The organism is Rhodococcus sp. PvR099 (assembly GCF_017833315.1).
In the GTDB taxonomy this organism is placed as follows: domain Bacteria; phylum Actinomycetota; class Actinomycetes; order Mycobacteriales; family Mycobacteriaceae; genus Rhodococcus_G; species Rhodococcus_G oryzae.
In genome coordinates this window covers 3,941,192-3,966,298 of the sequence record NZ_JAFIBV010000001.1, presented here as the reverse complement: position 1 = coordinate 3,966,298, position 25,107 = coordinate 3,941,192, and the positions used below count along the sequence as shown (strand labels likewise).

The window sequence follows — 25,107 nt, the reverse complement described above, 5'->3', positions numbered from 1 at the left end:
GTCCGCTGCCACTCACCCCGGAACCACGAGGAGTACCCCCATGTCCAACACAATCTCCACCCCCACCGCCGCCGCTCTCGCGCCGATCACGCGCTGGCTCGTCGAACGGGTCGCCGGCTACCTCGACGTCCCCGCCCGGGACATCGATCCGACGACGCCTCTCGCCGAGATCGGGATCGATTCGGTATCCGCACTGAGCCTGTGCGGCGACGTCGAGGAGAGGTGGCGGATCCCGGCGGATGCCACCCTGGTCTTCGACTACCCCACGATCGCGGAGATCGCCGGATACCTCGCGGACGAGCTCGCGCCGAAAGCGGCGGCATCATGACCGACATCGCGATCGTCGGACTCGACTGCCGGTTCCCGCAGGCCCCGAACCCGGAAGCGTTGTGGGCGTTGCTGATGGACGGTGCGGACGGCATCACCGAGATCCCCGCGCAACGGTGGCGCGCCGACGACTTCTATGACCCGGAGGGCGGCCCCGGCAGCGTCAACAACCGGAGCGGCGGCTTCCTGAGCGACGCCGACGCCTTCGACCCCGAGTTCTTCGGCATCCCCCCGCGCGAGGCCGAGGCGATGGATCCACAGCAGCGACTGCTGCTGCAGGCCGCCTGGCACGCGTTCGAGGACGCCACGCTCGATCCGCGCGCCCAGGCAGGCTCGAACACCGGCGTCTACGTCGGGGTGATGGCGAACGAATGGGCGAACCTGCACCTGAGCGACTACGCGAAGATCACACCCCAACTCGGTTCCGGAAACGGATATTTCATGACCGCGAACCGGATCTCCTACCAGCTGGACCTGCGAGGCCCGAGCATGGCGGTCGACACCGCCTGCTCGTCCTCGCTGGTCGCCGTCCACATGGCCTGCGCGGCCCTCCGGGCGGGCGAGTGCGATCAGGCCCTCGCGGGGGGTGTCAACATCATCCTCACGCCCACCCTCAACGTCTTCTACGCCCAGGCCGGGCTCTCCGCGCCCGACGGGCGCTGCAAACCGTTCAGCGAGAATGCCGATGGCATCGGCCGCGGCGAGGGTGTTGCCGTAATCGCGCTGCGCCGCCTGGATGACGCTCAGCGCGAAGGACTTCCGATCTATGCGGTGATCAAGGGCAGCGCGGTCAACTCCGACGGCCGCAGCAACGGGATCACCGCGCCGAACCGCTGGGCGCAGCAGCAGGTCGTCGGCGAGGCGTACCGGCGCGCGGGTGTGCACCCCGAGCAGGTCGCCTTCGTCGAGGCCCACGGCACGGGGACCGTGCTCGGCGACATGATCGAGGCCAAGGCACTCGGCCATCTGCATGCGGTGCCGCGGCCGAAGCCCTGCGCGATCGGCTCCATCAAGGGCAACCTCGGCCACACCGAGGGCGCCGCCGGCGTCGCCGGACTGATCAAGGCGGCACTGAGCCTGCACCACCGCATGGTTCCACCCAGTCGATTTGCCGCACAGGAGAATTCACGCCTTCGCCTGGCCGACCACGGCCTCGACCTGCTCACCGAGGCGCTGCCCCTACCCGAAGGCGCGGTCTACGGCGGCGTGAGCAGCTTCGGCATGGGCGGCACCAACGCACACCTGCTACTGGGGAGCGCACCCGAACGCGCACCGGCCTCCGAAGGCCCCGGCGGTGGAGTGCTCACCGTCTCCTCGTCGAGCCGGGACGGTTTGCGGCGAAACGTAACCCGGATGGCCGATGATCTCGCCGGACTACCCGAGGGACGGCTGGCCCAGATGTGCTGGTCCAGCAACAAGGTCAAGTCGTCCGGGCGCCATCGCCTGGCCCTGCCGGTGCGGGACCGCGACCAGGCGGTCTCGGACCTACGCGGGTTGGTCACCGACGACGACCGGTTCGCCGCCGCGGCGGGCCTGGCCGGGGGAGTGAGCACCGGGTGGCTGTTCACCGGCCAGGGATCGCAGTACCGGGGCATCTCCGTTGCGCTGCACGCGGAGTCCGGGAGCTACCGGCGCGCGCTCGCCGAGGTGGACGAGCGGATGGCGACGCACCTGGGCCGGTCGATCCGAGACCTGATGCTGGGCGGAGAGGACCTCGACCGGACCGAGCACGCACAGCCGGCCATCTTCGCGGTGCAGTACGCGCTGGCACGGACACTCACCGAGTCCGGCGTCGAACCGTCGTGGGTCATCGGCCACAGCATCGGCGAGTACGCGGCCGCGACGCTCGCCGGGGTGTTCGGCCTCGACGATGCCTGCCGGCTGGTCGTCGCGCGGGGACGGCTCATTCAGCAGCTCCCCGCCGGCGGCGCCATGCTCGCCGTCCGCGCCGCCGCGGCGGAGGTCGCCGACCTCCTCGTGGACGAGCCCACGGCGGCGGTGGCCGCCGTCAACGGCCCACGCGAGCTGGTGCTCTCGGGCGCCGCCGAGACCCTCGCGCGGATCGCCGAGGAACTCACCGCCCGCTCCGTATCCGTCCGGACGCTGCCCGTCTCCCATGCCTTCCATTCCCCGCTGATGGAGCCGATGGTGGCCGCGTTCGCCGCCGTCGCCGCGGACTGCACCTTCGAGCCGCCCCGCATCCCGGTCTACTCGACCCTGCGTGGGGGCCTCCTCGGCCTCGGCGATCCGATGGACGCCGACTACTGGACCGAGCACATCCGCGGGACGGTCCGGTTCGGCGATGCGTTGGCGGCCGGGCTGGAAGACGGCCCCACCCACCTGATCGAGCTCGGGCCGAGGCGCGTACTCGCACCGATGGTCGCCCGCGCCAATCCCGAACTCACCTGCCTCGTTCCCTGCCCGGGTCCGGCGGCGACGGGGCGCGAGCTCACGGAGGTCGTCGCGGCCCTGTACCGGGACGGCCACAACCCGCAGTGGGATGCCCTGTACGAACCGGCGCAGCGGGTCCGTATGGCGCTCGGCGGCTACGACTTCGACACCACCCACCGCTACTGGACGCACGGCGCCTCCACGCCGTCGACGAAAACGACGGCACCGGAACAAGAGTCACCCGACGATGCCCCCATACCCGCACACACCGAGGACACCACCATGGACAACCTGATCTCCCTCTTCCGTGAGCAGACCGCACTGCTCGCCGCCGCCCAGTCCGGCCCGGCCGCAGCGGGCGCCGGGTCCGACTCCGTGACCGCCGCGGCGGCGGGCCGGCCGCAGGCGACCGCCGGGTCCCCGGCACGGGAGGTCACCGCCGACACCGTCGCCGCCTCGGTCCGCGCCGAGATCGCCCGGATCGCAGGCTATTCCGCGGACACGCTGCGGTCCTCCCAGACGATGTCCGGTGAGCTCGGGTTCGACTCGATCATGGTGGCCGACCTGGTGTCCGGGCTTGCTCGCAGGTTCCCCGAACTCGCCGCCGAGCCCGCCTGGTTCTCGCCGACCAGCACAGTCGGCGACCTGGTGGCCCTGGTGTCCACGCAGCTCGGCGCGGCGCCCGCCCCGACGGCGCCGGACAAGGCCACCGATACCGGGTCCGCATGTCGCGCCGTCCCACCGATCGCAGTGACTGACGAGATCGCGACCGAGGCCTATCTCATCGAGCAGTTCCCCGAGGTCAGGGAGATCGCCGAGCGATTGACTCTCGGCGAGGCCACCGGCCTGTCCAACCCGTACTTCCTGGTCAACGACGGGATCACCAGGGACACCTCGATCATCGACGGGCAGGAGGTCCTCAACTTCTCCAGCTACAACTACCTCGGCATGTCCGGCCACCCACGCGTCGTCTCCGCGGTGCAGGACGCGGTCGCCCGTTACGGCAGCTCCTGCTCGGCCAGCCGGCTGATCTCCGGTGAGAAGCCCCTGCACGGGCAACTCGAGGCGGAGCTCGCCGGGCTGCTCGGCACGGAGGACGCCATCGCGCTCGTCAGCGGCCACGCCACCAACGTGACCGTGATCGGTCACCTCGTCGGCGAGGGCGACCTCGTCATCCACGACAGCCTGGCCCACGACAGCATTCTGCAGGGCTGCAAGCTTTCCGGCGCCACCCGAAGGTCGTTCCCGCACAACGATCACGCTGCCCTCGACGCCATCCTCACCGAGATCCGGTCGCGGTTCCGCCGGGTGCTGATCCTCATCGAGGGCGTGTACAGCCAGGACGGTGACATCCCGGATCTGCCCGCCGTGATCGCGGTCAAGCGCAAGCATCACGCCCTGCTGATGATCGACGAGGCACACAGCATCGGGGTGCTGGGTGCCACCGGCGGCGGCATCGGCGAGCACTTCGCCGTCGACCGTTCCGACGTCGAGCTGTGGTCCGGCACGATGTCGAAGGCCCTGGCGGGGTGCGGGGGTTACGTGGCTGGCAGCCGCGCGTTGATCCAGTACCTCAAATACACCACCCCCGGGTTCATCTACAGCGTCGGCATGACACCGTCGAACGCCGCCGCCTCGCTGGCCGCCCTGCGGCAGATGCGCACCGAGCCAGAGCTTTTCGAGCACCTTCACCGGCACTCCCGGCTCTTCCTGACCCAGGCCGTCGAGGCCGGGCTCGACACCGGTGACAGCTGCGACACCCCGATCATCCCCTGCATCGTGGGCGATTCGATCAAGACACTGAAGCTGTCCAACGCGCTGCTCGCCCGGGGGATCAACGTCAACCCGATCCTCTACCCGGCGGTGCCGGAGGATCAGGCCCGGCTGCGCTTCTTCGTGACGTCCTGCCACACCGAGGATCAGATCCGCTACACCGTGAAGACCACGGCCGAGGAGCTCGCCCTGCTGGAAGAGGGGCACTGATCATGGAGACCGCACCCCTGACGCCCTATCTCGAGGACGGGGTCGGATCCGACACGGCGCTGCGGATGTTCTGCTTCCATCACGCGGGCGGCGAATCGTCGATGTACCGGGCGTGGCATCGCGCCCTCGGCCCGCACGTCACCGTCGTGCCCGTACACCTGCCGGGACGGGGCAGGCGGGCGGAACACGAACGGTTCGTCGACCTCGACCTGCTGCTGGACGATCTCGAACACCGTCTCGCCGAACACCTCTCGAGCCCCCACGTGTTCTTCGGACACAGCATGGGCGCACTCGTCGCGTACCGGCTGGCGCGGCGCCGCGATGCGGGCGGCCGCCGGCTGCCCGAGGCGCTGCTGCTCTCGGCGTACGCGGCCCCGCACCTCCCTGCACCGCTGCCGCCGATCGACCACCTGGACGACGCCCTGCTCGCTCGGTTCCTCACCGCCATCGGCGGGCTGCCGGCCGAGATCCTCGGCTGGCCCGCCTGGCTGGACGCGGCGCTACCGGTGATCCGGGACGACGTCCGGATGTGCGCGGATCACCGGGATCCCGGCGAGGCGCCGCTGGCCTGCCCGATGCACCTGTTCGGGGCCGATGCGGATCCACTGGTCGGCGAGCTCGACCTCCGTGCCTGGAGCCGGCACACCACCCACCCGACCGACCCGCAGATCCTCGAGGGCGATCACTTCTACCTCGACGAATCACCCGACGAGCTGTTCCGCCTGATGCGGCCGCTGGTCCGCGGCTACGCGCGCGCCGCCTCCGCCGACCGCGAGGAGTGATCGGATCATGGTCACGAATCACGCACGGAAATCGAGTGGCAGGCTGCGTGACGGACCAGTAAGTTCGATAACCACCCCACCCTGTTCCGTCGGCCGACGGGGTGACCCCAGTTCCCACCACCCGAAAGGTCCACCGTGACCGAGTCCACCCGTCTCGAGACCGATGGCGTCGTCGTCGGCGACCGAATCGAACGGCGCCACCTCCAGGTGATCGGTGTCCTGTTGGTAGCCACCTTCGTGGTGATCCTCAACGAGACGGTGATGACCATCGCCATCCCGGTCCTGCAGGTCGAACTGGGCGTACCTCCGAGCGTGGGGCAGTGGCTCACGACCGCGTTCATGCTCACGATGGCGGTGATCATCCCTCTCACCGGCTATCTCATCCAGCGCATCCCCACCCGTACCCTGTTCACGCTCGCCATGTCGCTGTTCACGGCGGGAACTCTCATCGCGTTCGCCGCACCCGGCTTCGGTGTGCTGCTGATCGCCCGCATCGTGCAGGCATCGGGTACGGCCATCATGCTGCCACTGCTGATGACGACGATCATGACACTCGTACCGGTCGCGCGCCGGGGGGCGATGATGGGAAACATCTCCATCGTGATCGCGGTTGCGCCTGCCCTCGGCCCCACCGTGTCGGGATTCATCCTCGACCACTTCGGGTGGCGCTGGATCTTCGGATTCGTGGCCCCGTTCGCGTTGGCGACGCTGGTCATCGGCGCACGATTCGTCGTGTCGGTGTCCGCGACATCAAAGGCACGCATCGACCTCTTGTCGGTCCCACTCGCGGTACTCGGATTCGGTGGACTCGTGTACGGCCTGGTGAGCATCGGTGAATCGGCGCAGGGATCCTCGACGACCCCGGTGTGGTTGCCGTTCCTCATCGGTGCGGCCGCGATGTTCGGCTTCATCGCACGACAGTCCAGGCTGCAACGCGAGGATCGCGCCCTGCTGGACCTGCGCGTGTTCGGATACCGCCAGTTCACCATCTCCGTTGTCGCGATGCTGGTCGGCATGGGAACGATGATGGGCACCTTCATCATCGTCCCGTACTTCGCGCAGTCGGTGATTCACCTCGACCCGTTCGAAACGGGTCTCATCACCCTCCCCGGCGGCCTGCTCATGGGTCTCGCCGGGCCGATCGTGGGCCGCATCTACGACCGGCGGGGTCCACTCGTCCTGGTCATCCCCGGATCGATCCTCGTCAGCATCGGTGTGTGGATGCTGACGGCGGTGAGCACTTCGACCTCGCTGTGGTGGCTGCTGTTGTCGAACATGGCGCTGTGCCTTGGTCTGTCGGCGACGTTCACACCGCTGATGACATCGGGATTGGGATCGGTGGCCCCGCACCTCTACGCGCACGGTTCGGCCGTTGTCGGCACGTTCCAGCAGGTTGCCGGTGCCGCGGGCACGGCATTGTTCGTCACGGTGATGACGGTGGTTTCCTCGCGATCCGTTGACCCTGCCGATTCACCCGAGGCCATCGTCGAGGGTGTGCGGGCGGTCTTTCTCCTCGCCGGGATCCTGTCGTTCGTACTGATCGCGGTGTGCCTCTTCGTTCGCAAGCCGGCGGACTCGGTGGAACCGGCGGACGGCGCGGTAGACCACCCAGCCACCGCACCTGTGGACGTACCTGCTCAGCGCCCATGAAGGGGGTAACCCTTCAGGGGGCGCGAACGGCGGTTCATGTCACCCGCGTCCGTGCCTCAGCGACACGATGGTGGCGAGGATCTTGTCGGTCTTGGCCGTGCGGGTGAAGCTGGTCAGCGCCATCAGCGCGGGCATCCGCCTGCGGGCGACGGCCTTCGAGTAGGTGAACTCCTTGAGCCCGTCCGGGCCGTGGATGCGACCGAAGCCGGACTGGCCGACCCCACCGAACGGCAGCGAGGGGATCGCCGCAAACGCGATCACCGAGTTCACCGCCGTCATCCCCGACCGGATCCGGCGGGCGAGCTCGGTGCCGCGGCGCTTGCTGAACACCGCCGACCCCAGTCCGTAACGCGAGGCGTTGGTGAGCTCGATCGCCTCGTCCATGTCGCGAACCCTCGCGACCGTCAGCGTCGGGCCGAAGGTCTCCTCGGTCACCGCGATCGAGTCCTCGGGGACATCGACGAGGATGGTCGGCTGGACCAGGCTGTCTCCCACCGAGTCCGGGCCTCCGACCACCGCGCGGCCGCCCCGCTTGATGGCGTCGAGCACGTGGCTGCGCACCACCGCGGACTGGGTCGGCATGGTCATAGGGCCGATCTTCGCCTCGGGCTCGGTGCCCGCACGCACGCCATCGGCGAGCGCGACGAGCTTGGCCAGGAACGGCTCGTACACCCGCTCGTGCACGTACACCCGCTCGGTCCCGACGCAGGTCTGCCCCGCGTTCGACATCCCGCTCCACAGCGCCGCGTCGGCGGCGGCGTCGAGGTCCGCGTCGGCGTCCACCAGCAGCGCGTCCTTGCCGCCCGCCTCGATGACCACCGGCGTGAGGGTGTCCGCGCAGGCGGCCATCACCTTCTTCCCGGTGGCGGTCGATCCGGTGAAGGCGAGCTTGTCGACGCCGGAGCGGCACAGCGCCTCCCCGGTCGGCCCGAGACCGGTGACCAGCTGCAGCACCGGCTGATCCGGAACCACCTGCGCGAAGGTGTCGACGAGCCAGGCCCCGACACCGGGGGTGAACTCGCTGGGCTTGAAGACCACCGCGTTACCCGCCGCGAGCGCGTAGGCGATCGAGCCCATCGGCGTGAACGCGGGATAGTTCCACGGCCCGATCACGCCGACCACCCCGAGCGGGAGGTACTCCACGCTCGCGGAGTGGTCGATCATCTCAAGGCCCGACGGAACACGCTTGCGCCCCAGCACCTTCGGTGCGTTCTTGGCCGCCCATGCGAGATGGCCGATCGCCATCACGGCCTCCAGCTGGGCATCGGAATGCGGCTTGCCGGTCTCGGCGTGCATCACCTCGGCCAGCTGGGCGATCCGGCGGGTGAGCACCCCGGCCCACGCGTCCAGGTGGGTCCGGCGCTCCGCGAAGCTCAGCCCGGACCACCACTTCGCCGCGGCCCGCGCGCGCTCGACCGTGGCGGCGACCGCCTCCGCGTCCTGCACGGGGTAGGTGCCGACGACCTCACCCGTCCCGGGGTTCAGCGAGTCGAAGGTGGCGCCCGCATCGGTCGTGGGGTCGGTCTCGAGCGTGGTCATGTGATGTCCTCGAATCTGGTTGTGGGAGAGATGGTCATCGCGGTGCCGGTGTGTCGATCACCGTCTTGCCGAGGATCAGGTCCGCGGCCCTCTCGGCGATCATGATCGTGGGGGCGTTGGTGTTTCCGCGGGGCACGGTCGGCATCACGGAGGCATCGACCACCCGCAGCCCCTCGACCCCGTGGACGCGCAGCTGCGAATCCACCACGGAATCCTCGCCGTCGCCCATCGCGCAGGTGCCAACGGGGTGGTAGAGGGTCTGGCACCAGGCGCGGATGTGATCGACGAGATCGCCGTCGCTGTCCATCCGGATCGGCAGACTCGGCCCGTCGAGAAACGCCGCGATGGCGGACTCACCGGCGATGTCGACGGCGCGCCTGCAGCCGGCCAGCATCGCATCCATGTCGACCTGCTCCTCAAAGTACGCGGGATCCATCTCGGGCCGCCACAGCGGGTTCGCCGAACGTAGCCGCAGCCGGCCGCGGCTCGCGACGTCGACCAGGGTGACCCCGGCCGTGAACCTCTTGCCCACCGGTTCCCGGAGTCCGTTGTCGTAGAAGCCCGAGGCGGCCACCAGGATCTGCAGGTCCGGCGCCGGGAGACCGTCGCGGCTGGCGAAGAAGGCACCGCCCTCGCCGACGTTGGACGCCAGCGGTCCGCGCCCGGTGGCCTGCCACTGCGCGAGCCGCAGCGGGGTGGAGAAGTCGGCCAGATCGGTGGTGTTCCTGGTGTCCCACAGCATCGGGGTGACCGGGTGGTCCTGCAGGTTCTCACCGACCCCCGCCAGGTTCACCGCCACGTCGATGCCCAGTTCACGCAGGTGGTCGGCGGGGCCGATACCGGAGAGCATCAGCAGCTGCGGGCTGTTGACGGCTCCGCCGCTCAGGATCACCTCGACGGACGCATGGGCGGTGCCCTCGACACCGCCACGCAGGTAGCGGACGCCGACCGCGCGGTCCCCGCGCAGCAGCACTCGCGTGGTGTGGGCGCCGGTACGCACGGTGAGGTTCGGCCGCCCGAGCGCCGGCCTGAGGTAGCCGTCGGCGGTGGACCAGCGCCTGCCCTTGTGGCAGGTGACCTGGTACCGGCCCGCCCCCTCCTGCTCGGCGCCGTTGAAGTCCTCGGTCGGCTTGATCCCCGCCGACACCGCGGCGGCGACCCAGGCGTCGGTCAACTCGTGCGTGTAGCGGCGGTCCTCCACGCGCTGCGGGCCGTCGGTGCCGTGATACGGACCCGAGAGGCTCGAATTGTGTTCCGCGCGAATAAAATACGGCAGCACATCCTGGTACCCCCAGCCCTGCGCTCCGTGCTCGTCTCGCCAGCCGTCGTAGTCGGCACGGTTGCCCCGGATGTAGATCATCGCGTTCATCGACGAGCAGCCACCCAGCGCCTTCATCCGCGGCCAATACGCGCGGCGCTCGTCCAGGTGCTTCTGCGGGGTGGTCTCGTAGTTCCAGTCCCATTTGGTCTTGAACAGGGTCGGGAAGGCCGCCGGGATCTTGATCTCGTCGGCGTCGTCCTCGCTGCCTGCCTCGAGCAGCAGCACGGAGACGCTCGGGTCCTCCGTCAGGCGGGCCGCCAGCACGCATCCGGCGCTACCCGCCCCGACGATGACGTAGTTGAACACGTCTTGTTTCAAGCCAGCCTGCTCCGACGCGGTTTCTCCAGCCACGGGTGCTCCTCGACCTCGGTCGTGCCGCCGCGGCGCGACGGATGTCTCACCGCACCGTCCAGTCTAGGAATACCGGAGCCGACACCACAGCCTTTGAAGAATCCGGGATGCTCCCCGCTCAGCAACTGAAGCGAGGGATACGCAAACACGGATGATCTAGGGCTGCATTTCCGCATTCACAGATCTAGAGTGAGTTTGAGGACGCAGATAAGAACATAGACGGGAATGCTCATGTCATCGATACGGATCAAGGACGCGGCCGCGCTGCTCGGGGTCAGCGATGACACCGTTCGTCGCTGGATCGACGGCGGCAGCCTCGCCGCAACCAAGGACGAGTCGGGGCGCAAGGTCGTCGACGGCAAGGCCCTCGCCGATTTCGCCCGCGAGCACGCAACGCCCCCGCCGGACCCGCTCGGGGTGGGCAGCTCCGCCCGCAACCGCCTGGTCGGCCTGGTCACCAAGGTGACCGCCGACAAGGTGATGGCCGAGGTGCAGATGCAATGCGGCCCCTTCACCGTCGTCTCGCTGATGAGCAGCGAATCCGCGGCCGAACTCGGGCTCGAGCCCGGGAAGGTCGCCGTGGCGGTGGTCAAGGCGACCACCGTGATCGTCGAAACTCCAGGAGGAATGTCGTGACCCGCAGTTCCCGCGCGATGCGCATCGGCCCCACGGCCGCCGCGCTCGCGGCCCTGGCCGCCGCCACCCTCGTCGCCGGCTGCTCCAGCTCGGACTCCACGCCGGCCGGGGACACCACCACGTCCGCGGCGGCCTCCCCGGTCACCGGCGACATCACCGTCTTCGCCGCGGCCTCGCTGAAGAAGACGTTCACCGAGCTCGGCGAGAAGTTCGAGGCCGAGCACCCCGGCACCAACGTCGAGTTCAGCTTCGCCGGCTCGTCCGACCTGGTCGCCCAGCTCTCCCAGGGCGCGCCCGCGGACGTGTTCGCCTCCGCCGACACCAAGAACATGACCAAGGCCGTCGACGCCGGGCTCACCGCCGCCGCCCCGGTGAACTTCGCGACCAATACGCTCACCATCGTGACCCCACCCGGCAACCCGAGGCACATCGCCACCTTCGCCGACCTCGCGAACCCCGGCAACCAGGTGGTCGTGTGCGCGCCGCAGGTGCCGTGCGGGGCGGCGACCCAGAAGATCGAAGAGGCAACCGGCACCGACATCACGCCGGTCAGCGAGGAGGCCTCGGTCACCGACGTGCTCGGGAAGGTCACTTCCGGCCAGGCGGACGCCGGGCTGGTCTACGTCACCGACGCCGCGGGCGCGGGCGCCGCCATCACCACGGTCCCGTTTCCCGAGTCGTCGGGCGCCGTGAACACCTACCCGATCGCCGAGCTCAAGAGCTCCGAGAACAGCCCCGTCGCAGCAGAGTTCGTCGAACTCGTCACCGGGCCCACCGGCCGCCAGGTGCTCGCCGGGGCGGGATTCGCCGCACCGTGACGCCCCTCGGGGTGCTCCGCACCGTGACCCGCTCCCGGGGACCCGGGGGCGAGGTCGCGGTGGGACTGCCCCGATGGGTGTACCTCCCGGCCCTGCTGGGCGCATGCTTCGTGATCCTGCCGCTGGTGGCAATGCTGCTGGAGATCGACTGGGCCCACTTCGTGCCGCTCGTCACCTCCGAATCATCCAGGGCCGCACTGCTGCTGAGCATGAAGACCGCAACCGCGAGCACGGTCCTGTGCGTGCTCGTCGGGGTCCCGATGGCGCTCGTGCTGGCCCGCAGCAGCTTTCCCGGCCAGTCGGTGCTGCGATCGCTTGTGCTGCTGCCGCTCGTGCTGCCCCCCGTCGTCGGCGGCATCGCGCTGCTCTACACCTTCGGCCGCCAGGGCCTGCTCGGGCATCAGCTCGAGGCGTTCGGGATCCGGATCGCGTTCACCACCACCGCGGTGGTCCTCGCGCAGACCTTCGTCGCGCTGCCGTTTCTCGTCGTCAGCCTCGAGGGCGCGCTGCGCACGGCCGGCAGGCGCTACGAGACCGTGGCCGCCACCCTCGGCGCCCGGCCCACCACCGTGTTGCGCCGGGTCACCCTCCCGCTCGTGCTGCCCGGACTGATCTCCGGCGCCGTGCTGGCCTTCGCGCGCTCTCTCGGAGAGTTCGGCGCCACCCTCACCTTCGCGGGCTCGCTGCAGGGTGTCACCCGGACCCTGCCCCTGGAGATCTACCTGCAGCGCGAGACCGATCCGGAGGCCGCGGTGGCACTGTCGCTGCTGCTCGTCCTTGTCGCCGCGCTGATCGTGATCGGCACCAGCAGGCGCCGGTCCGGCGGTGTGCTGTGAACCGGGCCGCCGAGACCACGGCCCGGGCGACGGGCCGCGACGGGCTCCGGGTCCATGCCCACCTCGATCATCGCGACGTCGACCTCGACCTGGACCTCGAGCCCGGGCAGGTGCTCGCCGTCCTCGGCCCGAACGGGGCAGGCAAATCGACGCTGCTCTCGCTGATCGCCGGGCTGGTCCGGCCCGACCGGGGACGCGTCGAACTCGAGGGACGGGTGCTCACCGACACGGCGTCGGGGGAGTTCGTACCGGCCCACGCGCGCGGCGTGGCGATGCTGTCGCAGCAGGCGTTGCTGTTCCCGCACCTGAGCGTCGCCGAGAACGTCGCGTTCGCGCCGCGCAGCCGGGGCGAAACCCGTTCCGCGGCACGCGGGATCGCCGACCGCTGGCTGCACGAGGTGGAGGCGGACGAGCTCGCGAGCAGGCGGCCGACGCAGCTGTCCGGCGGCCAGGCCCAGCGCGTCGCGATCGCCCGCGCCCTCGCCGCCGACCCGCGACTGCTGCTGCTGGACGAACCCATGTCGGCCCTCGATGTCGGCTCGGCTCCTGCGGTGCGCCGACTGCTGCGCCGGATCCTGCGGGAGGAGCGGCGCACCGCCGTGCTCGTCACCCACGACCTGCTCGACGCCCTCGCGCTCGCCGACCGCGTGATCGTCCTCGAGTCCGGGCGGATCGTCGAACGGGGGAGCGTGCGCGAGGTGCTGACCTCTCCGCGCAGCGCCTTCGCCGCCCGGATGGCGGGGGTCAACCTGGTGTCCGGGACGATCGAGGAGCAGGGAATTCTCCGGACATCCTGGGGCACAACGCTGTCCGGGATCGGCGAGGCCGCAGTCGGGTCCGATGCCGTCGCCCTGTTCCGGCCGGGCGCGGTCGCCGTGCACCTCGAGCCGCCACCACACGCCAGCCCCCGCAACGTGATCGCGGTGACCATCGCGGAGCTGGACGTGCACGGGGCCACAGTCCGGGTCAGGGGAGTGGACCACCCGGACGGCAGCACCGGACCCGCCGCCGATGTCACGGCGGCCGCGGTCGCCGACCTCGACCTCGCCCCGGGGCAGCACGTCTACTTCGTCGTCAAGACGCAGGAGATGGAGCTGCATCCGGCGCTGGCCCCGACCGCGCCCGCGCGCCCGACGGACAACTAATCGGTCGCGGATGTCGGTGGGTCTGCTTATCGTGAGCCCATGAGCATCCCAGCCATGATCAGCGTCTCGGGGCTCGCGCGCACGTTCACGACCAAGACCGGACCCGTCGAGGCCGTCAAGGGCATCGACTTCCAGGTGTACGAGGGCGAGATCCTCGGACTGCTCGGTCCCAACGGTGCGGGCAAGACGACCACGTTGCGCATGATCAGCACCCTCATCAACCCGACCGCGGGCGAGGCCACGGTCTCCGGCGCGGACCTGCGCCGGGACCCACGCGGGGTCCGCTCCCGGATCGGCTACGTCGCGCAGGGCGGGTCGACCAACGAGGAGGAACTGGTCCTCGACGAACTGATCCTGCAGGCCAGGCTGTTCGGGCTGAGCAAGGCGGCCGCCGTCGCGAACGCCGAGGCGCTGCTCGCCGCCCTCGACCTGGACGGCCTCGGCGGCCGAAAGTGCAAGCAGCTCTCTGGCGGTCAACGGCGACGGGTGGACATCGCGCTCGGACTCGTGCACCAGCCGAACCTCATCTATCTCGACGAGCCGACCACCGGACTGGACCCGCAGAGCCGCGCCAACCTGTGGGACCACATCCGCTCGCTTCGCGATCGCGGCACCACCATCGTGCTCACCACGCACTATCTCGACGAGGCCGACGCCCTCTGCGACCGCATCCTGGTGATGGACCACGGGGAGATCGTCGCGGAGGGAACCCCGGACGAGCTCAAGCGGCGCATCTCGGGCGACGTGATCAGCCTCGAGATCGCACCCGAGCTGGCCGCGCGCGCGATTGCGGTCGCCGACGACGCCCTCGACCTGCGCTCGCAGCTGACCGAGGGCCACCACGTGCACCTGACCGTCGAGCACGGCGACGCGGCGGTCATCCCGCTGTTGCACGCGCTGCAGGGCGCAGGCATCGTCCCCGGCTCGCTGACCGTGAAACGACCGAGCCTCGACGACGTGTTCCTGACCGTGACCGGACGATCCCTTCGGGACGGAGACCGAGCATGAGCTTCCTCAACGAGACCGGCCTGATCTTCTGGGCGCATCTGCGCGCGAACCTGCGCAACCCGCTGTGGGTCCTGATCGGGCTGACCCAGCCGATCCTCTATCTGGTGCTGTTCGGCCCGCTGCTCGAGGGCGTCGCCGGCTCGATGGGCGCGGGCACCGACCCCTGGCTGGTGTTCACGCCAGGACTGATCATGCAGATCGGACTGTTCGGCTCGATGTTCGCCGGCTTCGCGATGGTCTACGAGCTGCGCGCCGGGATCATCGAACGCCAGCGGGTCACCCCGGCCAGCCGCGGGGCACTGCTGCTCGGCCGGGTACTCAAGGACATGGTGGTGCTCATGGTCCAGGCCACCATCCTGACCCTGGTCGCGGTGGTCCTCTTCGACCTGCGGCCCAACCCGCTCGGCTTCGTACTGACGCTGATCCTGGTCGCCATCATCGCGGCCGGGATGTCCTCCGCCTCGTACGCGCTCGCCCTGGCCACGCGGTCCGAGGATTCGCTGGCCTCCGTACTGAACATGGTTTCGGTTCCGCTGCTGCTGCTCTCGGGAATCCTGCTGCCGATGACCCTCGGCCCCGGGTGGCTGCAGACGCTGGCGCGGCTCAACCCGCTCTCGCACACCGTCGACGCCGCCCGCGCCCTGTTCCGCGGCGACTTCGGGTCCTCCGACGTCTACATCGGGACCCTCGTCACCGTCAGCCTCGCGCTGGTGCTGGGCCTGATCGGGGCCCGCACCTTCGCCAAGGAGAACGCGTAGGCGCCCCGACGGTTCGGCTAGCCTCGAATCCATGCGTCCGACTGCACTGATCACCGGGGCGAGCCGCGGGCTCGGCGCCGCCATCGCCCGCGAGCTCGCGCCCACCCACGACCTGCTGCTCGGCGCGCGCCGCCCCGAGTCCCTGCAGCCGATACTCGCGGAGCTGCCTGGTGCCGTCGGCTGGCCGGCAGATCTCACCGACCACGCCGCGGTCGCCGCCGCGGTCGCGGGAATCGAACGCCTCGATGTCCTGGTGCACAACGCGGGGGTAGTCGAGCTCGGCCCGGTAGCCGAGATCCCCGCCGAGGTGTGGCGCCGGACGTTCGAGGCGAACGTGGTGGCCGTCGCGGAGCTGACCCGGCTGCTGCTGCCAGCACTGCGCGCGGCGAACGGTCATGTGGTGCTGATCAATTCGGGTGCCGGGATCCGTGCCAACGCCGGCTGGGGCGCTTACGCGGCCAGCAAGTTCGCCCTGCGCGCGTTCGGCGACACGCTGCGGCTGGAGGAGCCCGCCCTGCGGGTGACCTCGATCCACCCGGGACGGATCGACACCGACATGCAGCGCGACATCATCACGACCGAGGGCGGCGAGTACGACCCGGACCAGTTCCTCAAGGCAGGCACGGTCGCGGGCGCGGTTCGGGCCGCGATCGAGACGCCACGCGACGGACACCCGACCGAGGTCATCCTGCGCCCGATCGCACGGTAGTCCGTCCTCCCGGACGCCGCGGCGGCTCCGGTGTCGCTTCACCGGTGGCAGCTCGGACCGATTCGCGCGTTGTATCGACGACGCATCCGTGTCGGACCCCCTCGCTAGAATTAGCACATGCGTTCGAGCGCGTGCTGTGGGGGATCCGATCAGGTCGCAGAGCACCTGTCGGGACTGGCCGCTGCGGTCGACGGACTGTGCGCCGATGATCTCACCGGACTGCCGGACTCCGACATCCTGGGAGCGCTACGTGGGATGGAGGCCACGCTGCGCACGGCCGCCGCGATCGGGCACCGCCTGATCGTCGAATCAGTCGAGCGTGGACTCCCAGGAAAGAACGGCTGCGCGTCGGTCAACAAGCTCCTGATCGAAGTGCTGCGGATCTCCGCGGGGGACGCGAGCCGGAGGGTGACCGCCGCGAGGAAGCTCGGCACCTGGCGCACCCTGTCGGGCGAGGAGCTACCGGCGACCCTCCCGGCGACCGCCGCCGCACAACGCGACGGCGACATCGGCGCCGAGCATGCCGCGGCAGTGCGCGAGGTGGTCCACAAGATTCCCGGCGCCACCCCCACCCCTGAGGTCGAGACCGCCGAGCGGGTACTGGCGGAGTTGGCCCGGCGCGGTACGCCCGAGGACGTGGCGAGAGCAGGCCAACGACTACTGGCCTACCTGAACCCGGACGGCAAGCTCACCGACGACAAGGATCGGGCCCGCCGCCGGGGGCTCCGACTCGGGCGCCAGGACTCCGACCTCATGACGCCCGTGTCCGGGTGGCTGGATCCGGAGACCAGGGCACTGTTGGATCCGGTACTGGCCAAACTCGCCCGACCGGGGATGAACAATCCCGACGACCCCCAATCACCCTGTGGAGACGCAGAATCCGCGAGCATCGATCGGAACGAGCTCGGTAGGGCAGCCGCCCGAGATACCCGCACCGCCGCACAACGGAATCACGACGCCCTCAAGCAGGTCCTGCGCGGGCTACTGGGGTCCGGAGGGCTGGGCACCCACCGCGGGCCGCCCGTGACCGCGATCATCACGATCCGCGTCGATCACCTGGAGCACGCCACCGGCGTCGTCACCACGGCCTCCGGAGGCGCGGTCCCGATCAAGGACGCACTCAGGATGGCCGAACGCTCCCACCCTGTGCTGGCGCTGTTCGATCACAACGGCCGACCGCTCCACCTGGGGCGTGTCAAACGGCTCGCCTCCGCCGATCAACGCCTTGCGTTGATCGCCTCCGAGGGCGGTTGCACCCGGCCCGGCTGCGACGCCCCCGCCACCATGACGGCAGTTCATCACGTCCACGACTGGCGCAAGGGCGGCAACACCGACATCGATGAGCTGACGTTGGGCTGCGACGCCTGCCACGCCCTCATCCACGACGGGCCAGGCGGCCGGCAGACCGGCATCGCCCCCGAGGGCACCGCCTTCGCCGGCCGTGCCCCAATGGACCCCACCCCCGCGCATCGACCCGCTGCAGCGGCCGCGGGTCAACCACCGCCACCATCCCGGGGAACTCCTCGACCGCGCCAGTCGAACAGCGATGGAACACAACGAAACCCACGTCCGACGACGTGGCCGGGTGAGCGGAACGCCACATAGCGACGACAGAACAGGTGATGACGACGAGCCGTGACAGAGTGCGGAGGAGTAGGGGCGGACGCCCGGCGATCAGACCGGATCGGACACCGTGGCGCTGTTCCTGTCCCGAACCCAGCGCGGCAGGATGAAGACCCCCTCCGCCTCCACGCAGACACCGTCCGGCCCGGCGAGATGCCCGACGACGATGGTCTTGACGCCCTCGAGGCGATCGATGCGCGCCTCGGCATGCAACGCGCCGAGCGGGGTGGGGCGGCGGTAACGCAGAGTCAGCGTCCCGGTCATGCCGGGCGCACCGCCCGCCTCAGCGGCCGCACCGAGCACCTGATCGAGCACCAGAGCGGACACACCACCGTGCGTGAGGCCGGCGGGACCCTCGTAGGCCGACCCCAGGTGGAAGTCGGTCGACGCGCGCCCGTCGGGGTCGCAGTCGATGACCAACGGCGGCGCGATCGCGTTGCGCAGCCCGGCCGCGGCATTGCCCCAGGCCCGCTTCTGACCCGAGGCGCCCCAGCGCACGCCGTACGGTCCGGGGATCATCCGCTTCCGCAGCAACTGCTTGGCGGACTCGATGTGCTCCATCGCTGCGCGCACCTCCGGGTCGTCGACCTCGGTCAGCAGCGCGATCTCGATCAGCTCTCGGACGCTGTCGGTCAGCGGCCCGTACAGGTCGGCCTGCTGCGCGATCTCGTCGTCGGACAGTCCGTCGGCGACATAGAGCTGTTGTTGGTGAGCGATCGAGTCAGTCACAGTGCCTCACTAGTGCGGGAAGTCGACACCGGGCACGAGGGCAACGGTCCTGGTGCACGGAGCGTCATGCGTGCGATGTGCACTCTACATACGACCGAGGGTGCGTCCCCGGACGCCGTCGGCCGGTCCTACCGGAGGCGCTCGCGCCGCGCCAACGTGCTCCCCAGCCCCGCGGCCGCCGCACGCACGGCCCCGACCTGGCTCTCCGGCCGAAACCGCCCGGTCGGGCCGGTGACGCTGATGGCGGCGAGGGGCTCCTCGCCCTGCCCGAGTACCGGCGCGGCGACACAGGTGAGGCCGAGGGCGGATTCCTCGTGTTCGAAGGCCACGCCCGTCTCCACGATCCTCGTCAGCTGACGGCGCAGCAGTCCCGGCGCCACCACCGTGTGCGCGGTACGCCGGGCCATGGGCGACGAGAGCACCTCCCGCTGGATGTCCGGACCCGCATGCGCAAGGAGTGCCTTGCCTATCGCGGTGCAGTGCAACGGATTTCGTCCTCCGGTTCGCGACGGCGACTTCGCCTGGCGGTGACCGCCGATCTTCGCGATGTAGACGACGTCGTGACCCTCCCGGACGCCGAGATGGACGGTCTCGTGGGTTCGCTCGTACAGGTCCTGCAGAAAGGGCATCGCGACCTCGAGCAGGCTGCGTTCGACCGAAGCCCGCATCCCGAGTTCGAAGAGCCCGCCGCTGAGGCGGTAGCCGCCATCGACGCGGTCGAGCAGTCGGTTCGCGACCAGATCACCGGCGAGTCGATGCACGGTCGCCTTGTGCAGCCCGGTGCGTCGGACCAGGTCGGCGAGGGTGAGCACCTGGTCCTCGGCCCGGAAGGCGCGCAGGATCGTCACCGCCTTGCCGAGCACGGTATCGAGGTCCGCGGCGCCCGTCATCATTCGAGCGTATCGCTGAGTGAGACGAAGGGCTGGTTCGGCCGCACGGATCCCGTAACAGTAGGGGCCATGAGCCAGCCCACGAACTCCATCGCGGCGAGCGAGTCCGACATCGCCACCGCCGCGGAACGCCTCGCGTCCGCCACCGCGGCCGGTGTGCCCTGCTCGCCGGTGCGGGATCTGATCGGCGCCGACGACCTCGCCGCCGCCTACGCCGTCCAGCAGCGCGTCAACGACCTCCGGCAGCAGGCCGGCGCCACAGTCGTGGGCCGCAAGATCGGCCTGACCTCGGTCGCCGTCCAGCAGCAGCTCGGCGTCGACCAGCCCGACCTCGGCGTCCTGTTCGACACCATGGCGTACGCCAATGGCGCCGACATCCCGATGAGCCTGCTGATCCAGCCGAAGATCGAGGGCGAGGTCGCATTCGTGCTCGGCGCCGACCTGGCCGACGGCCCGCTGGACGCCGCCCAGGTCCGCGGCGCGATCGAGTACGCCGTCGCCGCACTGGAGATCTGCGACAGCCGCATCGAGAACTGGGATATCCGCTTCGGCGATACCGTCGCCGACAACGCATCGTCCGGTGTCTACGTCCTCGGATCCGAGCAGCGCACGCTCGACGAGATCAATCCGGTGGACGTCGTCATGTCGATGGCCGTCGACGGCCAGGAGGTCTCCTCCGGAAACGGCGCCGCCTGCCTCGGCGACCCGATCGAGGCCGTGGTGTGGCTCGCCCGCGCGGCGCGCGACCTCGGCCAGCCGCTGCTCGCCGGTCAGGTCATCCTGTCCGGCGCCCTCGGCCCGATGGCGACCGTCGCCGCCGGCAATACCGTCACCGTCACCGTGTCCGGTCTCGGCACCGTGACCGCCAGTTTCGTGGGAGAGAAGGAAGCATGAGCAAAGTCAAGGTTGCGATCATCGGATCGGGCAACATCGGCACCGATCTGATGATCAAGGTGCTCAACCATTCGGAGCACCTGGAAATGGGCGCGATGGTCGGTATCGACCCCGCCTCCGACGGTCTGGCACGGGCGGCGAAGCTCGGCGTGCCGATCACCGCTGAGGGCGTCGAGGGCCTCGTCGCGCTGCCGAACTTCGACGAGATCGAGATCGTCTTCGATGCCACGTCGGCGAAGGCGCACGTCGCAAACGACGCGCGTCTGGCCCCGCTCGGCAAGCGCATGATCGACCTCACCCCGGCCGCCATCGGGCCGTATGTGATCCCAGCGGTCAACGGCGACGACCACCTCGACGCGCCGAACGTGAACATGGTGACGTGTGGTGGCCAGGCCACCATCCCGATGGTCGCGGCCGTCTCACGGGTGGTCCCGGTGGCGTACGCCGAGATCGTCGCGTCGATCGCGTCGAAGTCGGCGGGCCCCGGTACCCGCGCCAACATCGACGAGTTCACCGAGACCACGTCCGCGGCGATCGTGTCGGTCGGCGGCGCCAAGCGCGGCAAGGCCATCATCATCCTCAACCCCGCCGAGCCGCCGCTCATCATGCGCGACACGGTCTTCTGCCTCGTCGACGCGCCGGACCCGGCCACCCACGACGAGATCCGCCAGTCGATCGAGAAGATGGTCGGCGACGTCTCGGCCTACGTCCCCGGATACCGCCTCAAGCAGCAGGTTCAGATCACCGAGATCCCCGCCGACCAGCCGGTCGAGACCCTGGTCGTCGACGGCAACCGCCCGACCCACCAGGTGTCGATCTTCCTCGAGGTCGAGGGCGCCGGACACTACCTGCCCGCCTACGCCGGCAACCTCGACATCATGACCTCCGCCGGACAGCAGATCGCGGAGCGGATCGCACAGAAGAAGGAAGCCACCCGATGAGCAACCCCACCATCTTCGTCCAGGACGTCACCCTCCGGGACGGCATGCACGCGGTGCGCCACCGGATCTCGCCGGAGGACGTCAAGCGCATCGTGTCGGCCCTCGACGCCGCCGGCGTCGACGCCATCGAGGTCGCCCACGGTGACGGTCTCGCCGGCGGGTCCGTGAACTACGGTCCCGGCTCGCACACCGACTGGGAGTGGATCGAGGCCGCGGCGGAGTCCATCCAGAACGCCCGCCTGACCACACTGCTGCTGCCCGGAGTCGGCACCATCGAGGAGCTCAAGCACGCCTACAAGCTGGGCGTGCGGTCGGTGCGCATCGCGACACACTGCACCGAGGCCGACGTCTCCGCCCAGCACATCGAGACCGCCCGCGAAATCGGCATGGACGTCTCCGGCTTCCTGATGATGAGCCACATGGCTCCCGCCGAGGAGCTCGCCAAGCAGGCCAAGCTGATGGAATCGTATGGCGCGCACTGCGTCTACGTCACCGACTCGGGTGGACGCCTGACCATGGGTGGGGTCCGCGACCGGGTCCGCGCCTACCGCGAGGTCCTCAACGAGGGGACCGAGATCGGCATCCACGCCCACGAGAACCTCTCGCTGTCGGTGGCGAACAGCGTCGTCGCCGTCGAGGAGGGTGTGTACCGCGTCGACGCGTCACTCGCCGGGCACGGTGCGGGCGCGGGTAACTGCCCGATCGAGCCGTTCATCGCGGTCGCCGACCTGTACGAGTGGAAGCACGGCTGCGATGTGTTCGCCCTGCAGGACGCCGCCGACGACATCGTCCGTCCGCTGCAGGACCGGCCGGTCCGGGTGGACCGCGAGACCCTCACCCTCGGCTACGCCGGTGTGTACTCGAGCTTCCTGCGGCACGCGGAGACGGCCTCGGCCCGCTACGGCATCGACGTCCGCACCCTGCTGCTCGAGGCCGGCAAGCGCAAGCTGGTCGGCGGACAGGAGGACATGCTCGTCGACATCGCTCTGAACCTGGTTGCGGAGCGCGAGGGCAAGGGCGCCAGCGCCTGACCTCAGGTACGACGAGGGGGCTGTGACCGAAAGGTCACAGCCCCCTTGTTGTTCCCAGGCGACGGTGGCGTCAGGGCCTGCCCGCCGCGTCCTTGCGCAGCAGGAAGGCGAGGACGGCGGACTCGAACGCCTCCTTCTGCTCGATCATCGCCCAGTGCCCACAGTTGGGGAACACGTGCAGCTCGGCGTTGGGGATGGTGCGCATCGGGATCAGCGCCATGTCCAGCGGGCTGACCCGGTCGTCGCGACCCCACGTCAGCAGCGTGGGCGCCTTCACCTTGTGCATCATCGCCCACGGCGGCGGCGCATCCGAGGCCTCCATCATCTTCACCATCTGCGCAAATGCTGCCTTGCCGTACATCCGGCGGGCGCTGTCGAGGGTCTCCGGATCGGTGGCCTGGGTCCAGCGCTCCTCGATGAGTTCCTCGGTCACCATCGCCGGGTCGTAGACCATCGAGTGCAGCCACTGGATGAGGCGCTCGCGGGTCGGCGCCTCGGTGAACTCCTGGAGCAGCTTGATGCCCTCGCCCGGGCCTGGGCTGAAGATGTTCTTGCCGATGCCGCCGATGGTCACGAGCCGGCGCACCTTGTCGGGGTGGTTGATCGCGTAGCTGATGCCGACGCCGCCGCCCATCGAGTTGCCGATGATGTCGACGCTGTCGAGACCGAGCGCGTCGACGAACACCTCAACCGACTGCAGCGCGGTGACCATCGGGTGGCCGCCGAAGTCGTCGCTGACGCCGAAGCCCGGGAATTCCAGTACGAGACAACGGAAATGCTCGGCGAAGAACCCGAGGTTGCCCCGGTAGTTACGCCACCCGGTGACGCCGGGGCCCGACCCGTGCAGCAGCAACAGTGGGGGACCGTCGCCCGCCTCGTGATAGCGCAGGACGCCCGCGTCGGTGGTGACCTCCCGCAGGGTGCCCTCGTAGCTCAGGTCCGATGTCATCGCCTACCTCCGTCTCAAGATGCGGTGTCTCAGCCCGCCGATTACCCGCCACGCTGCCACCGCCGCGGCCCCACTCCCAGGTGCCGTTCCGGTCAGTGGGCAACCCGAGCCCGGACATGGGTGAAGGGCACCCCCATCCGGTCAAACCGGACGGGGTGCCCTTCACCTGGCGAGGTGTCGCCTGCGGGCGACTAGTCGACCGTGGCCATCGCGGGCTCGCCCGCGGCCGCGGAGGTGGGCACCGCCACCTGCTCGATGCGGCGCGGCAGCAGCAGACCCGCGACCAGGCCCGCCATCGCGGCGGCCGCCGCGATGAGGAAGGCGATCTGGAAGCCCTTGTCGGTGTAGAACGCCATGCCCTGCGTCATCTCCAGGGGGATCGGCGCGATGTGCGAGTTGTTCATGACGGTGAACGCGATCACCGGCAGCGCGGCCGGGAACACGCTCTGGAACACGCCGACGATGCTCGCGGTGGACGCCTGCAGCTGCGGCGGGACCGCCTCGATCAGCAGGTTCGGGATCGATGCGTAGCCCATGCCCATGCCGAGACCGACCAGGCCCGCGAACACGATCAGCGTGCCCTTGGAGTCGTGCGAGAAGGCGGTCAGGGAGCAACCGATGGCGGCCGAGACCATGCCGATGGCCAGCAGCGGACGCGGCTTGACGTGGCGACCGACCAGCACGCCGACGATCAGGCCGCCGACCACGGTCATGGCGCCGATCGGAGCCTGGAAGATCGCGAAGCCCTCGGCGTCGACACCGAACCCGTAGCCGAGACCCATGATCGCCGGCGTCATGACCATCATCGGCAGCAGCATCGTGTACAGGCCGCTGACGCCGTAGATGAACCCGGCCGCGGTGGCGGTCAGGATGACCGGACGGCGACGCAGCACCTTGAGGTCGATCAGCGGCTCCTTCATGGTGGCCGCGGAGACGAGCCACGCCACGACCAGCGCGATGCCACCGAACAGGTAGGCCAGGGTCGAGCCTGACTTCCAGCCCCAGGTCGGGCCGAAGCTGATCGCGATGAGGATGCCGGCGATACCGCCACCGAGCAGCAGGGCGCCGAGGAAGTCCAGGCGCGAGCGCAGCCGCACCGTGGACTCGTCCGTGCTCACGAAGATCATCCCGCCCAGGATCACCAGGCCGATCACGAAGAACCAGAAGATGCTGCGGAAGCCGTGGTTGTCGATCAGCCAGCCGGTGATGAACGGGGCGGGGATGGCGATCAGGCCCATGCCGCTGGTCGCGATGCTCACCGCGAGCGCGATCGTCTTGGCCGGGAACACGTCACGGATCAGCGAGTAGCTCAGGAACAGGCAGGGCACCAGCAGGCCGGACAGCGCGCGTCCGACGATGAGCACGGCGTAGCTCCCCGCGATCGCCGAGACGAACGACCCAAGCGCGGCGATCGCGATGCACGCCAGCAGCAGCTTGCGCTTGCCGTACATGTCGGCGAGCTTGCCGATCAGGGGCGCGGTCATCGCGCCGACGAGCAGGAACGACGTGAGCAGCCACGCGCCCTGGGTGGTCTGGTAGTGCCCGGCGATCGCCGGGATCGCCATCGAGATCATCATGTAGCTGATCGCGAGCATCTCGAGCACGAGCACGATCGAGGCCAGGGAGAAGATCAGCCGCGGCGTCCACCGCTGCGGGAGTGCGTCCTGAACCTGCGGCGGGACAGATCCGCCGGGTTGAGCTGGAGCGACCATCATCGGGTCCTTTCGGGTGTTCCGCGAACTCGGTGTCGGAGACCGACGAGGATTCGAGCCGGGCATGTGGTGGGTGTTCACATT

21 protein-coding genes are annotated in these 25,107 nt (G+C 69.5%); 15 read left to right on the top strand and 6 right to left on the bottom strand.

Features of this window, described 5'->3' with window-relative positions; translation table 11 throughout:
• The first annotated feature begins 40 nt into the window (after positions 1-40).
• From JOE46_RS18245 to JOE46_RS18230, 4 genes are all read left to right on the top strand, one after another.
• Entirely contained in the window at positions 41-328 is a 288-nt protein-coding gene (locus JOE46_RS18245; protein WP_209928032.1) for an acyl carrier protein, read from the top strand.
• Positions 325-4,701 carry a type I polyketide synthase gene (locus JOE46_RS18240; protein WP_209928031.1) on the top strand — a complete coding sequence of 1,459 codons (4,377 nt, stop codon included), beginning with the start codon at positions 325-327 and terminating at the stop codon, positions 4,699-4,701. Before JOE46_RS18245 ends, JOE46_RS18240 begins: the two co-directional genes overlap by 4 nt.
• Positions 4,702-4,703: 2 nt before the next feature.
• A complete protein-coding gene (locus JOE46_RS18235) occupies positions 4,704-5,483 on the top strand; it encodes a thioesterase II family protein (protein ID WP_209928029.1) in 780 nt (259 codons plus the stop codon).
• A 135-nt stretch (positions 5,484-5,618) separates the two neighbouring features.
• Positions 5,619-7,133 (top strand): MDR family MFS transporter, encoded by a 1,515-nt coding sequence (locus JOE46_RS18230; RefSeq protein ID WP_209928028.1) that lies wholly within the window; start codon positions 5,619-5,621, stop codon positions 7,131-7,133.
• Positions 7,134-7,172: 39 nt separating this feature from the next.
• Here JOE46_RS18230 and JOE46_RS18225 read toward each other — a convergent pair whose 3' ends face one another.
• Together JOE46_RS18225 and JOE46_RS18220 are read right to left on the bottom strand one after the other, a co-directional pair.
• Positions 7,173-8,672, bottom strand: a complete 1,500-nt coding sequence (locus JOE46_RS18225; RefSeq protein ID WP_209928027.1) for an aldehyde dehydrogenase family protein — start codon at positions 8,670-8,672, stop codon at positions 7,173-7,175.
• 34 nt (positions 8,673-8,706) lie between these two features.
• Complete coding sequence (locus JOE46_RS18220) at positions 8,707-10,344, bottom strand: GMC family oxidoreductase N-terminal domain-containing protein (protein ID WP_307861302.1); 1,638 nt, start codon at positions 10,342-10,344, stop codon at positions 8,707-8,709.
• Positions 10,345-10,575: 231 nt separating this feature from the next.
• Between JOE46_RS18220 and JOE46_RS18215 the strand changes: the two genes are divergently transcribed.
• From JOE46_RS18215 to JOE46_RS18180, 8 genes are all read left to right on the top strand, one after another.
• Positions 10,576-10,980 (top strand): molybdopterin-binding protein, encoded by a 405-nt coding sequence (locus tag JOE46_RS18215; protein WP_097210918.1) that lies wholly within the window; start codon positions 10,576-10,578, stop codon positions 10,978-10,980.
• A 17-nt stretch (positions 10,981-10,997) separates the two neighbouring features.
• A complete protein-coding gene (gene modA, locus JOE46_RS18210) occupies positions 10,998-11,798 on the top strand; it encodes a molybdate ABC transporter substrate-binding protein (protein WP_209929168.1) in 801 nt (266 codons plus the stop codon).
• A 23-nt stretch (positions 11,799-11,821) separates the two neighbouring features.
• On the top strand, positions 11,822-12,634 hold the full coding sequence (locus tag JOE46_RS18205; RefSeq protein ID WP_097210916.1) for an ABC transporter permease: 813 nt from the start codon (positions 11,822-11,824) through the stop codon (positions 12,632-12,634).
• Positions 12,631-13,779, top strand: a complete 1,149-nt coding sequence (locus tag JOE46_RS18200) for a sulfate/molybdate ABC transporter ATP-binding protein (protein ID WP_209928026.1) — start codon at positions 12,631-12,633, stop codon at positions 13,777-13,779. The genes JOE46_RS18205 and JOE46_RS18200 overlap by 4 nt, the downstream gene beginning before the upstream one ends.
• Before the next feature lie 39 nt (positions 13,780-13,818).
• Positions 13,819-14,787, top strand: a complete 969-nt coding sequence (locus JOE46_RS18195) for an ATP-binding cassette domain-containing protein (RefSeq protein ID WP_245221096.1) — start codon at positions 13,819-13,821, stop codon at positions 14,785-14,787.
• Entirely contained in the window at positions 14,784-15,545 is a 762-nt protein-coding gene (locus JOE46_RS18190; protein WP_097210800.1) for an ABC transporter permease, read from the top strand. Before JOE46_RS18195 ends, JOE46_RS18190 begins: the two co-directional genes overlap by 4 nt.
• A gap of 31 nt (positions 15,546-15,576) precedes the next feature.
• Entirely contained in the window at positions 15,577-16,254 is a 678-nt protein-coding gene (locus JOE46_RS18185) for an SDR family oxidoreductase (RefSeq protein ID WP_097210799.1), read from the top strand.
• 117 nt (positions 16,255-16,371) lie between these two features.
• The gene (locus JOE46_RS18180) at positions 16,372-17,859 is read left to right on the top strand and encodes an HNH endonuclease signature motif containing protein (RefSeq protein ID WP_245221095.1); all 1,488 of its coding nucleotides are present in this window, start codon (positions 16,372-16,374) and stop codon (positions 17,857-17,859) included.
• 69 nt (positions 17,860-17,928) lie between these two features.
• On the opposite strand, the gene JOE46_RS18175 is transcribed toward JOE46_RS18180, so the two are convergent.
• Together JOE46_RS18175 and JOE46_RS18170 are read right to left on the bottom strand one after the other, a co-directional pair.
• A complete protein-coding gene (locus JOE46_RS18175; protein ID WP_097210798.1) occupies positions 17,929-18,606 on the bottom strand; it encodes a PaaI family thioesterase in 678 nt (225 codons plus the stop codon).
• 128 nt (positions 18,607-18,734) lie between these two features.
• Positions 18,735-19,496 carry an IclR family transcriptional regulator gene (locus JOE46_RS18170; protein WP_097210914.1) on the bottom strand — a complete coding sequence of 254 codons (762 nt, stop codon included), beginning with the start codon at positions 19,494-19,496 and terminating at the stop codon, positions 18,735-18,737.
• Between the two features lie 69 nt (positions 19,497-19,565).
• On the opposite strand from JOE46_RS18170, the gene JOE46_RS18165 reads away from it, so the two are divergent.
• The 3 genes from JOE46_RS18165 to dmpG are packed head-to-tail and all read left to right on the top strand — an operon-like array spanning position 19,566 to position 22,362.
• The gene (locus JOE46_RS18165; RefSeq protein WP_097210797.1) at positions 19,566-20,390 is read left to right on the top strand and encodes a 2-keto-4-pentenoate hydratase; all 825 of its coding nucleotides are present in this window, start codon (positions 19,566-19,568) and stop codon (positions 20,388-20,390) included.
• Entirely contained in the window at positions 20,387-21,331 is a 945-nt protein-coding gene (locus tag JOE46_RS18160) for an acetaldehyde dehydrogenase (acetylating) (RefSeq protein ID WP_097210796.1), read from the top strand. The genes JOE46_RS18165 and JOE46_RS18160 overlap by 4 nt, the downstream gene beginning before the upstream one ends.
• Positions 21,328-22,362 (top strand): 4-hydroxy-2-oxovalerate aldolase, encoded by a 1,035-nt coding sequence (gene dmpG, locus JOE46_RS18155; protein ID WP_077039973.1) that lies wholly within the window; start codon positions 21,328-21,330, stop codon positions 22,360-22,362. Before JOE46_RS18160 ends, dmpG begins: the two co-directional genes overlap by 4 nt.
• Before the next feature lie 70 nt (positions 22,363-22,432).
• Here dmpG and JOE46_RS18150 read toward each other — a convergent pair whose 3' ends face one another.
• Together JOE46_RS18150 and JOE46_RS18145 are read right to left on the bottom strand one after the other, a co-directional pair.
• Complete coding sequence (locus JOE46_RS18150; protein ID WP_097210795.1) at positions 22,433-23,311, bottom strand: alpha/beta fold hydrolase; 879 nt, start codon at positions 23,309-23,311, stop codon at positions 22,433-22,435.
• A 191-nt stretch (positions 23,312-23,502) separates the two neighbouring features.
• On the bottom strand, positions 23,503-25,023 hold the full coding sequence (locus JOE46_RS18145) for an MFS transporter (RefSeq protein ID WP_209928025.1): 1,521 nt from the start codon (positions 25,021-25,023) through the stop codon (positions 23,503-23,505).
• Between the last annotated feature and the right edge of the window lie 84 nt (positions 25,024-25,107).